Annotated in this window: 10 protein-coding genes and 2 pseudogenes; 3 read left to right on the forward strand and 9 right to left on the reverse strand. The window is 61.7% G+C overall.

The window, feature by feature from the left end:
• Positions 1–52 precede the first annotated feature (52 nt).
• Positions 53–1,060: an AraC family transcriptional regulator gene (locus QYH69_RS14070; protein WP_308832475.1), complete on the forward strand. Its 1,008-nt coding sequence runs from the start codon at positions 53–55 to the stop codon at positions 1,058–1,060.
• A 189-nt stretch (positions 1,061–1,249) separates the two neighbouring features.
• Positions 1,250–1,516 carry a glutaredoxin 3 gene (gene grxC / locus QYH69_RS14075; RefSeq protein ID WP_308832476.1) on the forward strand — a complete coding sequence of 89 codons (267 nt, stop codon included), beginning with the start codon at positions 1,250–1,252 and terminating at the stop codon, positions 1,514–1,516.
• A gap of 27 nt (positions 1,517–1,543) precedes the next feature.
• Here the strand turns inward: grxC and QYH69_RS14080 are convergent, their stop codons facing one another.
• The 9 genes and pseudogenes from QYH69_RS14080 to QYH69_RS14115 all read right to left on the reverse strand — a co-directional run bounded on the left by QYH69_RS14080 (position 1,544) and on the right by QYH69_RS14115 (position 11,864).
• Positions 1,544–2,608 (reverse strand): trypsin-like peptidase domain-containing protein, encoded by a 1,065-nt coding sequence (locus QYH69_RS14080; RefSeq protein WP_308832477.1) that lies wholly within the window; start codon positions 2,606–2,608, stop codon positions 1,544–1,546.
• Between the two features lie 95 nt (positions 2,609–2,703).
• The gene (gene folE, locus QYH69_RS14085; protein ID WP_374992409.1) at positions 2,704–3,351 is read right to left on the reverse strand and encodes a GTP cyclohydrolase I FolE; all 648 of its coding nucleotides are present in this window, start codon (positions 3,349–3,351) and stop codon (positions 2,704–2,706) included.
• Between the two features lie 134 nt (positions 3,352–3,485).
• Positions 3,486–4,514, reverse strand: coding sequence for an oligopeptide/dipeptide ABC transporter ATP-binding protein (locus QYH69_RS14090; RefSeq protein WP_308832559.1), 1,029 nt, complete (start codon positions 4,512–4,514; stop codon positions 3,486–3,488).
• Positions 4,514–5,509, reverse strand: coding sequence for an oligopeptide/dipeptide ABC transporter ATP-binding protein (locus QYH69_RS14095; protein WP_308832478.1), 996 nt, complete (start codon positions 5,507–5,509; stop codon positions 4,514–4,516). Before QYH69_RS14095 ends, QYH69_RS14090 begins: the two co-directional genes overlap by 1 nt.
• A 1-nt stretch (position 5,510) precedes the next feature.
• Positions 5,511–6,425: an ABC transporter permease subunit gene (locus tag QYH69_RS14100; RefSeq protein ID WP_308832479.1), complete on the reverse strand. Its 915-nt coding sequence runs from the start codon at positions 6,423–6,425 to the stop codon at positions 5,511–5,513.
• A gap of 4 nt (positions 6,426–6,429) precedes the next feature.
• Complete coding sequence (oppB, locus tag QYH69_RS14105; RefSeq protein ID WP_308832480.1) at positions 6,430–7,368, reverse strand: oligopeptide ABC transporter permease OppB; 939 nt, start codon at positions 7,366–7,368, stop codon at positions 6,430–6,432.
• Positions 7,369–7,384: 16 nt separating this feature from the next.
• Positions 7,385–8,233, reverse strand: a pseudogene (locus QYH69_RS36100) (ABC transporter substrate-binding protein); the annotation flags it as partial.
• 81 nt (positions 8,234–8,314) lie between these two features.
• Positions 8,315–8,972 (reverse strand): annotated as a pseudogene (locus tag QYH69_RS36105) (ABC transporter substrate-binding protein); the annotation flags it as partial.
• 231 nt (positions 8,973–9,203) lie between these two features.
• Positions 9,204–11,864: a TonB-dependent receptor plug domain-containing protein gene (locus QYH69_RS14115; RefSeq protein ID WP_374992410.1), complete on the reverse strand. Its 2,661-nt coding sequence runs from the start codon at positions 11,862–11,864 to the stop codon at positions 9,204–9,206.
• Between the two features lie 1,058 nt (positions 11,865–12,922).
• On the opposite strand from QYH69_RS14115, the gene QYH69_RS14120 reads away from it, so the two are divergent.
• Positions 12,923–13,534 carry a MotA/TolQ/ExbB proton channel family protein gene (locus QYH69_RS14120; RefSeq protein ID WP_308832482.1) on the forward strand — a complete coding sequence of 204 codons (612 nt, stop codon included), beginning with the start codon at positions 12,923–12,925 and terminating at the stop codon, positions 13,532–13,534.
• Positions 13,535–13,542 lie beyond the last annotated feature (8 nt).

A 13,542-nucleotide genomic window follows, 5' to 3' on the forward strand; every position in this document is an offset into this window, starting at 1 on the left:
CCGCATTGCGTGCATACTCCCGAACCACTACAACCGAACAGACGCGGCCCCTATGGATTTGTTAAGCCGTCTTCTTTCGCTGATGCCAGTCAGCGGCCGCCTCGAAATACGCTGCCACTTCGGCGCACCGTGGGCCATCGAGGAAGAAACCGCCGGCATGCGCGAGATTCCGTATCACGTGCTGCTCTCGGGTACGGCGATCGTCGAGGACGGCAACGGGCCGCCCGAGCGCATCAGCGCCGGCGATATCGTGCTGTTTCCCACGGGCAGCGCGCATCGCATTCATGACGGTAGCGGCAAATCGCCGAAGCCGGCCATCGAAAGGCGAAACGAATCGCTGCTGATCGTCGAAAGCGGAGATCCGGACGTCACCGCGGATCTGCTATGCGGACGTTTTCTGGTCGGCGCAGTGCCGGACCGTCTGCTGCGCGATCACTTGCCTGGACGGCTCATCGTCCATAGCACACCGCAACATGCAGGCGCGCAAGGCAATGCGAATCCTGACGGCGCGTCACCGACCGCCGGCACGCGACTGACGAGGCTCATCGAGCTCATGCGCGAAGAAGCCACGGACCAGGGCCCGGGCAGCGAGACGCTCGTCAACCATCTGTCGGCCGCGCTATTCGGCCTCACACTGCGTTTCGCCACCGAAGCATCGGCGCCGCCGCACGGACTGCTCGCGCTCGCGGGCCGCCCGCGCCTGCAGCCGGCGATTATCGCGATGTTTGACAAACCTGGCGAACCATGGACGCTCGATCAGTTTGCCGCGCTCTGCAATATGTCGCGTGCGACTTTCGTGCGGCAGTTTCAGGAAGCGATCGGCCGCTCGGCAACCGACGTCCTGACCGAAGTCCGCATGACGGTCGCGGGTCGTCTGCTGATGCAGACGACCCGGCCCGTGGCGGAAATCGGCGAGACAGTCGGTTATCAATCGGACGCCGCATTCCAGCGTATCTTCAAGCGGCACACGGGCATTACGCCAGCACGTTGGCGCACATCGGGCGGCAACGCGCAGGCGAAACAGGACGATGAAGCGGAGATGGACAGCGCCGAGTCGTGATGGAGGGGTCATGATCGCGGCGCCGATACGACGCCGCCGGGCGCATTGATCCGATCGAGCATGCAAATGAGCCGTTACGCGGTTCACGCGAATACAGCGCGCGCCTAAAGTGAAGTCAAGCCGCCACCCACGTGACGGCACCCACTCACTCGCGGTAACGCGCGTTTGCTCGACCGGATGATGAACGCCATGAACTCGATCACGATTTACACGCGGCCAGACTGCGAATACTGCACGGCCGCCAAAGCACTTTTGAAACGCAAAGGCGTGCGCCTTCACGAAATCAGCGTGGCCGGCACGCACGGGTCGACGGTTGCATTATGGCAACGCGACGTGCACCGCACGGTGCCGCAGATCTATATCGGCACGTATCACGTCGGCGGCTACGACGATTTGCAGGCGCTCGACGCATCGGGCCGCCTCGATACGCTGCTCGACCGCGAAGCGGTACTGTGATGGCCACTCCATCCGCACCGCAATGCGTCAGCCCGTTTGCTCGACCGGCGTCACGGTCAGCTCGAGCCGCTGTGCGCCGCGCAATACCGTCATGCTTACCGCGCGGTCGATCCGCGAGGCGTCGAGTACTCGCTGCAGCGTGTCGACCCCATCCACGGGCAACGCATCGATCGACACAATCCTGTCATCGGTCCTAAGGCCCGCCAACGCGGCGGGGCTGCCCTTGACGACTTCCATCACATGCACCGCGCTGTCGGACGTCAAACCGAAATAGCGCTGCATGCGGCGCGGCAGCGCGACCGTCGTGCCGGCCACGCCGATATAAGCGCGTCGCACGCGGCCGTGCGCGAAGATCTGCATGATTACCCACTTCGCGGTATCGATCGCGGTCGAAAAGCAAATCGCCTGCGCGCCTGGAATGATCGCGGTGTTCACGCCGATCACCTGCCCCGCCGAATTGATCAGCGGACCACCTGAATTGCCGGGGTTTAATGCGGCGTCGGTTTGAATGACGTCGTAGATCATCCGGCCCGAATTCGCACGCAAAGAGCGGCCGAGCGCGGAAACCACGCCGGTCGTGACAGTCTGCTCGAGCCCGAGCGGATTACCGACAGCAATCGCAATCTGACCGACGCGCAGCTTGCCGGAATCGCCGAGTTCGACGTGCGGCAACGGTTCAGCGGAGCCGATACGCAGCACCGCGAGATCGGTGTGCGGATCGTCGCCGACGAGATCGGCGTCGAACTGCGACCCATCGGCTAGCGTCACGTGAATACGCGCCGCGCCGTGCACGACGTGGCTGTTCGTGAGCAGATAACCGTCCGGCGTAAACAGAAAACCCGAGCCGGTGCCGGCGCGCGCCGTGCGTCCATCGGGCAGACGCCGGTCAACGGCGATAAATACCACGGCCGGGCGCACGCGGTCGAGCGCGCCGATCACAGTGCGCGAGTAGGCGTCGAGTAACGCATCGTCCGACGACGCGGAAAGAATCGTTGAGGCCGGCTCGGGGCCGGCTGGTTGATGGGTGGCCGGTTCAAGCCCGGCCTCGGGCGCGCCCGACAGATCGTCGATAAAACGGGGACGGCTTCCCATGGCATGGCTCCAGATAAACGGGTTCGCACATGCGGGGCCTTTCAGCTGTTTTTCAAGGGCTGAGCACGTCGAGGCCGCGCGACCAGGCAGGCACGCTACGCCGCGCGTGCGCCGATCGTGCGCAGAAATTCAGCGCGCGCAGCGCTATCGCTAGCAAATTCGCCGGCAAACGACTGCGTCACGACCCGCTCCTCTCCGCGCCGCACTTCGCCGATTAATTGACACAGCTGTTCAGCTTCGATGACACAGGCCGCGCCGCGCGCATGGCCATGCGTGACCAGCGCGTTTGAGATCGCATCGGTTGCCCACTCCTGGTAGACGAGCCGATGACACACAGCATCGACGAGCCGCGTCAGGCCGCCAAAGCCATAAAGGCGCCCGCCCGGCAGATACGCGATATGCGCAACGCCGCGAAACGGCAGCAGATGATGCGGACACATGCCATGCACGGCAATGCTGCGCATGATCACGACATCGCGGCGCGCATCGGCGAAACCGGCGCCGAGTGCGTCGGCGGGCTCGACATCGTAGCCATCGAGCAAACGCTGCTGCCACAGCGCGCGCACCGTCTGCGCGGACATACGCACGTGCTCGCTTTCCATGTCGACGCCCGCTGCCGTCAGCAACGCCGTCACGGCCTTCTCGAACGCGGGTGCATCGAATGGCTTCACGCGCGCAATGCCGGCCGTGGGCCGCTCGCGCGGGGGGTCGTCGCGCACGTACTGATATCCGGGGTAGGCCACTGATCGCTCCTCGCGCAGAATCAGGCGGACGTCGCCGCCAGGAAATTCATAAGGGAGAACAGGCTTGCTACGCGGATATTCCTTTACGGCACCGACAAGCGAAATCGGCGCAAATGGCGTGCAACGATGCGAAGCTAGGCCTCGTCCACGCGAATGCAGGCGACCTTGCCAGGCCGGGGCGGCCACGCACGCGCAGCGGGCACTTCCCTGGCACACGCATCGGTCGACCGCGGACAGCGAGTGCGAAATACGCAACCGGACGGCGGATCGAACGGAGACGGAATTTCGCCACGCAACAGCGCCTGGCCGCGTGTCCGTTCGACAGCGGGGTCCGGCGTCGGCACCGCGGATAACAGCGCGCGGGTGTAAGGGTGCATCGGCGCGCCGTAAACCGCCTCTTTCGTACTGAACTCCATCACGCGCCCGAGGTACATCACGAGCACGCGATGGCTGATCGCCTTGACCACCGCGAGATCGTGCGCAACGAACAATAACGATAGCGAAAGCTCCCGCTGCAGATCGCGCAGCAAATTGACGATCTGCGCCTGGATAGACACGTCCAGCGCCGATACCGGCTCGTCGCAAATCACGAGCCGCGGCTCGCCGATCAGTGCCCGCGCAATACCGACCCGTTGGCATTGCCCACCCGAAAACTCATGCGGATAGCGCTGCAAATGGTACGCGTTGAGGCCGACGCGTTCGAGCATCGCCTGCACGCGCGCGCGCAATTCGGCGCGGCCGATATCGGGACGCTGCGTTTTCAGCGGTTCGGCGACGATCTGTTCGATCGTCATGCGCGGGTCGAGCGATGCGAGCGGATCCTGGAAGATCATCTGAACCTCGCGCCGCAACTGGGCGATCTCGCGCCGCGCGCCGAATACGGTCTCGTCGCCGCGCCAGCGAACGCTGCCGCCCGTGACCGGCACGAGGCCGATCAACGCGCGCGCGAGCGTCGATTTCCCGCAGCCCGATTCGCCGACGAGGCCGACCGTCTCGCCGCGCCTGACGTCGAACGTCACGCGTTCGACGGCGTGCACCGTCGCCCGCTTCGACCACGGCAGCGCGCGGCGACCCGCTCGCGCGACACTGAAATGGACCGTCAGATCTTCGACGTTCAGCAACGGTGCGTCGCTATCTTCGAACTCCGCCTGATGACGACGCATCATGACTGCACTCCCATCCGTAAGCCCTCGATTTCAGCGACCGTTCTATGGCACGCGCGCCATCCGCGTTCGAACGTCACCAATTCCGGCCGCTCGGCGCGGCACACGTCGCCCGCATGTGGACAGCGCGGCGCAAACGCGCAGCCGACGCAGGCGAGGCCCGGCAGCGGCGGGTTGCCGGGAATCGTGCGCAGCGGCGCGTCGCCTTCATCGGTCAATCGCGGCAATGCGTTGAGCAGTCCCACCGTGTACGGATGACTCGGACTCTCGAACAATGCGCGCGCACTCGCGTGCTCGACGGTGCGGCCCGCATACATCACCATGACGTCGTCGCAAAGGCCCGCCACGACGCCCATGTCGTGCGTGATCAGGACAATCGCGGTGCCGCGCTCCTGATTGAGCTCGCGCAGCAATTCGATGATCTGCGCCTGCACGGTCACGTCGAGCGCCGTGGTCGGCTCATCGGCAATCAGAATATCGGGCTCGCACAGCAACGCCATCGCGATCATCACGCGCTGGCGCATTCCCCCGGAGAACTCGTGCGGATACATGCCGACGCGGCGTGCCGCATCGGGAATGCGTACGCGCTCGAGCGCTTCGATTGCAAGACCACGCGCCTTGCGTCGGGACATCTGTCGATGCAGTTGCAATGCCTCGGTCATCTGCCGCTCGACGGTCAGAAACGGATTGAGCGACGTCATCGGGTCCTGGAAAATCATCGCAATGCGATCGCCGCGAATGCGGTTCAGATCCCGCGCATTCAGGTTCAACAGGTTCTGCCCGCGAAACGACGCCTCGCCCGATACCGCGCCGTTCGACGCGATCAGGCCAAGCAGCGCCATCACCGTCTGGCTCTTGCCCGACCCCGATTCGCCGACGATGCCGAGCGTGCGGCCGCTGTCCAGCGAAAACGACACCTCCTGTACCGCATCGACCGGCGCGCCGTCATGACGCGCAAAGCGCACGCCAAGGTTCCTCACTTCCAGCAACGCCATGTCAACGCTCCTTCGGATCGAACGCGTCGCGCAATCCGTCACCGACAAAGCTCACGCAATAGAGCGTCACACACAGCATCGTTGCCGGGCATAGCAGCAGCCAGGGCATCGCTTCGAGCTTCTGCGCGCCGTCTTCGACGAGCACGCCCCAGCTCGTCATCGGTTCCTGCACGCCAAGACCGAGAAACGACAGCACCGACTCGGTCAGCACGATGCCCGGCACCGTTATGCTCGCATAGACGACGACCACCCCGATCAGGTTCGGAACGATGTGCCGCGCAATGATGGCGAGCGGCTTGACGCCGGTCGCACGCGCCGCGTCGACGAATTCGCGCGTGCGTAATGTCAGTGTCTGGCCGCGTACCACACGCGCCATGTCGAGCCACGAAAACGCGCTGATCGTCAGCACCACGAGGTAAAACGAACGACCGAACAACGTCATCATCAGAATCGCGATCAGCATGTACGGAATCGCGTACATCATGTCGACGACACGCATCATCGCCGAATCGGTCCGGCCGCCGACGTAACCGGCAATCGCGCCGTACGCCACGCCGATGAATCCCGATACGAACGTGCCGAGCAGGCCGACCTCGAGCGACACGCGGCCGCCTTCGAGCGTGCGCACGAGCAGGTCGCGGCCGACTTCGTCCGTGCCGAACCAGTGCATGCCCTGCAACGTGGGCGGCAGGCTGATCGCCGACCAGTCGTTGTCGATCGCGTTGTTGGGCAGCAGCAGCGGACCGACGAAGCACGCAAGCACGACCACCAGCAACGTTGCAAGCGCAACGACAGCAGCGCGATTGCGCATGAAACGCGCGCATGCCGTCGCGAGCGGGCTGCGCGAGCGCGGCTGCGCGGAAGACGGTGATGGCGACGACGCAGCCACACCACTAACGAAGGATGAGCGGCTCATGAGGTTAGTACCGGATACGCGGGTCGAGCCATGCATAGGCAAGGTCGACAAGCAGATTGAACAGGACGGCCACAACCGTCGTCAGCACGACGAGGCCCAGCACGAGCGTGTAGTCGCGATTGATCGCGCCGTTCACGACGAGTTGGCCGAGCCCCGGCAAGGCGAACACCGATTCGGTGACGATCGCGGCAGTGATCGATGAGATGCATACCGAGCCCATCAGCGAAACGACCGGCATCAGTGCGGGTTTCATCGCATGCCGCAACACGATCGTCCGGGTCGGCAAACCTTTCGCACGCGCGGTGCGAATGAAGTTGCCGCTCAGCACTTCGATCATGCTGCCGCGCATCACACGCGCTATCGTCGCTACGTTGATCAGCGTGAGCAGCGCCACGGGGAGCACGCGGTATCGCCACGCGCCGTCGCCCCAACCGCCGGCCGGCAGCCAGCCTCGTCCACTCGCGGTATGCAACAGAATCGCGAACACCCAGATGAGCACCGGCCCCAGCACGAACGAAGGCACGACGTTGCCGATATTGCCGAGCATCATCACGCCATGATCGACCGCGCTGTCGCGCCGCACTGCGGCCAGCGTGCCGAAACCCACGCCAAGTACGAGCGCGATCGGCACCGAGATGCCGCCGATGCCGAGACTCACGGGCAGCGCCTTGCGGACGAGATCGTTGACGCTCCAGTCGCTGTAACGGAACGATGGCCCGAGGTCACCGTGCAGGAGCGCGCCGAGATAGCGCAAATACTGGCGCCATAGCGGCTCGTCGAGGTGATACTTCGCGTTCAGGTTTTGCATCACGGCCGCGGACAGCTTGCGTTCGGCGTCGAACGGACCGCCCGGCGTCAGATGCAGCAGCAGATAGCAGACGGTAATCACAGCCAGTATGGTCGGGATCGCCCAAAGGGTACGGCGCAGCGTATAAGCGAGCATCAGTGCACCTCGTCGTCTAGTGTTTGACGATGTACATGTCCTGCGTCACGCGCTGGTCGATGTAGTTCGTCGACGTATAGCCGCCCACATAAGACTTGACCAGCCGGTTCGTCGTGTACTGGTACAGCGGAATGACCGGATAGTCGCTCATCGCAAGCGCGTGAGCCTGGGTGAGGAGCGCGGTGCGTTTCGCATCGTCGATCTGCTCGTTGCCTTGCTCGATCAGCGCATCCACCTGGGGATTGCAGTAATTTTCATCGTTCTGGGGACTATTGCAACGAACGAGGTCGAGGAACGATATCGCATCGTTGTAATCGAGGAACCAGCCATTGCGGGCAACCTGCGTCTTGCCGTCATGACGCATCTTGAGCAGAACCTTGTATTCGACGTTTTCCAGCTTCACGTTGACGCCAAGCTTCGTGCGCCATTCGGACGAAACGAATAGCGCAATCTTCTTGTGCCGATCGTTCGTGTTGTACGTGAGCGTAAGCGTCAGCGGCTTTGCGTCGCCGTAGCCCGCGTCCTTCATCAGGCCGCGTGCATAGTCAACGCGCTTTTGCATCGGCCAGGACGCCCAGTCGGGCTTGAATGGCTCGGCGCCCTTCGTGCCTTTCACGACAAGACCGTATGCGGGCAGTTCGCCCGACTGTATGAGCTTCGAGGTCAGCAACTCGCGGTCGATCACCATCGACAAGGCCTGCCGCACGCGCTTGTCGCGCAATGCCGGATCCTTGTTGTTCAGATTGTAGTAATAGGTGCCGAGCGCGAGTCCGGGCTTCAGTTCGCTGCCAAACTGCTTGCTGAGCTGAGGATAAACGCCCGACGGAATCGAGTACGTGAAGTCGAACTGCCCCGCCTGATACAAAGTCGGATCGTAGCCATGTCGTTCTGTGAGCCAAGGAGTTGGTAGAATGTTTTGTCTTCCTAAGACCGCTTGGCCTCCGACTTATGTGGTTGTTCGGCTGCCAGTCCGAGAGCACGTACGCGCCATTGCTCACCATATTGCCGGGGCGCGTCCAGGCATCGCCGAATTTCGCTACGACATCGCGATTGACCGGCACCATATTCGACTTCGCAACCACATCGGGAAAGAACGACACGGGCGTTTCGGTCTTCACTTCGAGCGTATACGGGTCGGGCGCGCGCACGCCGAGCGTGGACGGCGCTGCCTTGCCTGCCACAATCGCCTTCGCGTTCTTCACGAACTCAACGAGAATCGTGTATTTCGAGCCGGTCTTCGGATCGGCATTGCGCTGCCACCCATAGATAAAGTCGGCCGCCGTGACAGGCTGGCCGTTGCTCCAGCGTGCATCGTGACGCAGTTTGAAGACCCAGGTATCGGGCGCGGTGCGCGTCCACGATTGCGCGACGCCGGGCACGACATTGCCCGCCGCGTCGACGCGCGTCAAACCTTCGAACAGATCGCAACCGATCGTATTGGCAATGACGGTCTCGATATGCGCGGGATCGAGCGACTCGACCTCCGATTGCGCATCGCGCGTCATTTCCTGCTGTGCCGCGAGCGTCACACCGGCGGGTACGGTGGCAGCCGGCGCACGGCCGGCGAACGAAACGACGAGGGCGCCGAGCGCCGTCGCAAGCAATAGCTGCAGATTCTTTGGCGATTTCAACGGGAACTCCACAAACGGACCATGCTGCGCGCCCACGTCGATCCGGTCACATCGAACAAAAAAACCGGCGGTGCGCGCAGCACCGCCGCCAAGCCCCTTCATTCGAAGCAGAAGCAGAAGGAACGAGAGGAGACCACATCACCATCTACATCACAGCGGCACTGCCACCGGCGCACTGCATGCCGGCGATTCGAAACGCTATGTTCAGAAGCGATACGTCGCACCGATCTGGAAAGTCCGGCCCATATCGGTGTACAGCGACTGGTCGTAGCCGGTAATGTCCGGATACGACTGCCATTCGACGTCGAACGGCGGCGAGCGGTCGAACAGGTTCGTGATGCCGCCGTAGATCGTCCAATGCTTGAAGCCCGTGTACTGAGCGATCAGGTTGAACTGGCTATACGACGCGACCGACAGCGTGCCGCCGTCGCCGAACTCCTCTGCCACCGCGTTCGTATACGGGCCCGTGTACTGCCACGTGAGCGTGGTCGTAAACTTCCGGTAGTCCCAGCTCAGACTCGTATTACCCTTCCAGCGCGGGTTGCTCGCGCCGAACGGCTGCAGGAACGCGAAGTTGTTGCCGGCGAAATCCTGTGTCGGCTGGCCCGGCGAATTGAGCTTGAAGTGCCACACGTAAGCCCAATCGCCTGCAAGCGTGAACGTGCCGTACTTCGTGCCGAGCGACTTGCGGAAGTTGAAATCGAAGCCGTCGGTATCGAGCGAACCGAGGTTCACGTATTGCTGGTTGATGAAGCTGATCGTCCCGTCCGGATTGCGGACCACCACTGACGGATCGTTCGCCTGCAATATCGCGTTCGGATCGTTCGTGCCGATCACGCCGTCGATGTGAATCTTGTAGAACGCCGCGCCGATATCGGTCGACCGATCGGGTGACAGTTCGAAGCCGATGTTGTAGTTCTTCGTGCGCTCGGGCTGCAGATCGGGGTTGCCGTTGATTCGCTCGGTTGTGAAGTGCGTCGTCGGCGTTCCGCTCGGATCATTCGGATCACTGAGGTTCTGGTGAGCGAGATAGGCTGCCTGCGAGTTCTCGACCAGCGTCGGCGCACGGAAGCCGCGGCTATACGACGCGTAGGTCGTGAACGCCTGGACCGGCTGGAAGCGCAACGCGAAGTTCGGCGAGAACGCACCGCCGAAATCGCTATAGTGGTCATAGCGGCCTGACTGCGTAAACGTCAGGTTGTGCAAGATCGGAATTTCGACCTGGTAGTAGACAGCCGCAACATTGCGCGAACCGTCGACCGTCTGCACCTGCGCCGGCGTCACGATGCCTTGCGAAGACAGCGTGCGCGGGTTGATCACCGAGCTTTCGTGGCGGAATTCGGTGCCGAGGCCAAGTCCGATATTGCCGGTAGGCAGCGTGAACAGGTTGCCCGTCGACATCTTCGCGGTAACGTCGTCGAGCTTCGAGATCGCCTGCTGGTCGTCCTGCGAGAAGAGCCCCGCCGTGCCGTTCGGCGTCGCAGCCGGATTCGCGAAATTGAAGATGCCGTTGGCGAGGATGTTCTGCACACCGGCCACATTGAGTTCATTCGCGTAACTCGTATCGACCGTGCTCTGCGAATGTCCATAGTCGACCTGCCAGTCCCAGTCGCCGACCTTCGGCGTCGTGAACGAGCCTTTCACACCGGTCGATGCCTTCCAGAACGTCGATACGGTGTCGGCGACGATCGTATGGTCCGGGAACGTATAGTTGATCGCGGTCGGCACGCCAAACGGGTTGAACGGATTGGTCGCCGCGACCGTTCGGTCGAGCGGCGACACCGAGCCCGTTGCCGGATTGAATACGTTCGACAGGCTGCTGATCGCAGCCGGGCCTTGCAGCTGGATCGTCTCGTCGCGACTGAACCACAGGTCACCATACGCCTGCGTGTTGTCGTCGACCTTGAACGTGCCGTGCACTTTCGCGTTCCAGCGCGTCGTCGCCGGAATCAGCGAGGTCTGCGACGCCGGGTTGTGCACGCATACTTCGCCGTTGGAGTTGGTGCCCGGCGGACACGGATTGATCGGCACCGTGCTGCCGTCGGCGAGTTGCCAGTTCGACTGCTGGTTAGGACCGAGTGGACCCGCGTGGCCACCCGGAAACTGTGAGAAATCCTGATTTGCGGTCATCGAACGATCGCCGAGCGTCGAACCGGAATCGCGATACCAGCTAGCGGCCGCAGTGATGTTGTACCGGTCTGCGTTCAGATCACCGAAGCCTCCGAGCACACTGAGCTGACCCTGGCCATCGCCCGGGTGCTGCGTCTTGCCCGCCTGGCCGCTAATCTCGAGCCCCTGAAAATTCTTCTTCGTGATGATGTTCACGACACCCGCGATCGCGTCCGAGCCATACTCCGACACCGCACCCGTCTTGACCACTTCGATATGGTCGACAATGTTGAGCGGAATCGCATTGACGTCGAAGAACGTATCCGTGAAGTTCACCGGCACCGCGTAGTTCGCAACGCGCTGACCGTCAACGAGCACGAGCGTGTATTTCTCGCTCAAACCCCGCAACGCAATGCCGGCGCCACCGGGCGCGGTGCTGTTCATCGTCGATTGCGACCAGCTGCTCGCCGAGTTCGCCGCCATACCGCGCAGGAAGTCAGCCACCGTCGTATAGCCGCTTTGCTCGATTTCCTTGGGCGTGATGGTCTGTACTTCGATATTCCCGACCTTGTCGGACGTGCGGATCAGCGAGCCGGTTACTTCCACCTTTTCCAGTTTGCTGACCGGCGCCGTTGCGGCCGGTGTGCCGCTTGCCGCTGCTGCGGGAGCGGCCGCGGTATCCGGCTGGCTTTGCGCATACGCTGCCGGGATGCACACCGCGGACAACATGAGCTCGGCACCTATGATTCTCGTCATGGCCGAGACCAGTTTCTTCTTTTTCACTTGCTCTCCTGCTTATCGTAGAGGCCACCTTCATTGAACGATCCGCGCAGCGCGCGAGTCGCGCGCTGCGCGGCCGTGCGATGTCCGATGTGATCGGCGAGTTCGTCGCCGCCGGTACCTATCCCTGGTCTCGCACGTCCCGTCCAGAACGCCTTGCCGATCGTGTCGGGCGCGTCCTGGCTTTTAAAGCGAGCGCAGCGGAAGCAGGACGCATGCCAAGTGAAAATAGTTGCACGCGCAACGACCCCGTCGCGAACTATCGATTTGCACGCAAGTGATTGATTGATCGCGCTTTAATGCGCGATTCGCAGCGAAGTCGATAAAGCGCCGACTCACGCTCGCGCGTTTAACACAAGACGCGATAAAGGTGATGAGAAAACCGGGCGTTAGAGCGTTTAGTCTATTTCACGCAATGGTGCGTTATCCGCACCTGACAAATGCGAATAATTTCAAAGCGGTGCATCGATTCGCAAATAACCGGGAATGCATTAATTCACCGAAAACGAGCAGAAATACTCTGAAAGAAACGTTTGTAAACATTTTGTCATACATCGTTGTTTAGCCATATCCATCAACGATTTCCCGAATTCTCACCGTCATTTTAGCAAGCTTTCTCATTAAAATAATTGTAAGAAACTTGTCTACTTAAATAGAGGGATTTGCACCACACGATTGCAGTTTTATACGTTGGCACCAAGTCAGTACCGTGAATCGGTTAAATCATGCACATCGAGTCACTAAACGCTATTCTCACCGGATTCATCACCTCCGTTCGATGTGTCATTCCGGTTTGCGAGAGAGCGCTTTAAAGCGATGCTTTCCGCATTCAGATCGTTCGCCAAGGCCCATGGCTGCGTGCTTGCGCCTGTCACGCGAAGCCGTCTCGCACGTCCCGGCTCATCGCCGCCGCGCCTCGCTGGTACGCCCCTTGCATTGCTCGCGACGCTTTTGAGCCGGCCACCCAAAAGGGAACCGACAACGAGAAACCCCGCCGTCATGCAACGGCCGATTTGTTCCAACAGGAGTCCGCAGTGCTGAACACGCTTATCACCTACTCGATCCAGTCGATGGGTCTGATCCCCCTTCTCGCCTTCATCTTTCTGATTGGCATCGCCATCATCATCGAACGCTTCGTGTTCTTTTCGCGAACGGTGCGCGCCGGCCACACGCTCGAACACGATCTGAAGCTCGTCGATGCGAACAATCTTGACGATGCTGCCAAGGTTGCAGACCACTACAGCCGGACCGTACAGGCCGAACTCGTCAGATCCGCGATGAAAGCGAAGGGTAAAAGCGAAGCGCTGGTCGAACGCGAGATCGAAGAGACGATCATGTTCCAGCTACCGCGCCTCGACCGCAATCTGTGGATTCTCGACACCGCTGTCACGCTCGGGCCGCTGCTCGGCCTGCTCGGCACGATCGTCGGCATGGTCGAATCGTTCAATGTGCTCGGCACGAGCGGCACGGCGAACCCGAACGGCGTAACGGGCGGCATTGGCCACGCCCTTACTGCGACGGCCTGCGGGCTGACGATCGCGATTATCTGCGTCGTCTTCCTCAACTACTTCAACAAGCGCATCCGCATGACGGTCAATCAGTTCGACCTGATCAAGTCGTTGCTGGTCTCGCGTTTCGCCGCCTGACCGACGCC

This window comes from Paraburkholderia sp. SARCC-3016, from assembly GCF_031119615.1.
Classification (GTDB): domain Bacteria; phylum Pseudomonadota; class Gammaproteobacteria; order Burkholderiales; family Burkholderiaceae; genus Paraburkholderia.

Coding starts and splice junctions, on each gene's coding strand:
- grxC (WP_308832476.1), top strand. CDS start 1,250: ATGAACTCGATCACGATTTACACGCGGCCAGACTGCGAATACTGCACG.
- QYH69_RS14070 (WP_308832475.1), top strand. CDS start 53: ATGGATTTGTTAAGCCGTCTTCTTTCGCTGATGCCAGTCAGCGGCCGC.
- QYH69_RS14100 (WP_308832479.1), bottom strand. CDS start 6,425: ATGAGCCGCTCATCCTTCGTTAGTGGTGTGGCTGCGTCGTCGCCATCA.
- QYH69_RS14080 (WP_308832477.1), bottom strand. CDS start 2,608: ATGGGAAGCCGTCCCCGTTTTATCGACGATCTGTCGGGCGCGCCCGAG.
- QYH69_RS14115 (WP_374992410.1), bottom strand. CDS start 11,864: ATGACGAGAATCATAGGTGCCGAGCTCATGTTGTCCGCGGTGTGCATC.
- QYH69_RS14095 (WP_308832478.1), bottom strand. CDS start 5,509: ATGGCGTTGCTGGAAGTGAGGAACCTTGGCGTGCGCTTTGCGCGTCAT.
- oppB (WP_308832480.1), bottom strand. CDS start 7,368: ATGCTCGCTTATACGCTGCGCCGTACCCTTTGGGCGATCCCGACCATA.
- QYH69_RS14090 (WP_308832559.1), bottom strand. CDS start 4,514: ATGCGTCGTCATCAGGCGGAGTTCGAAGATAGCGACGCACCGTTGCTG.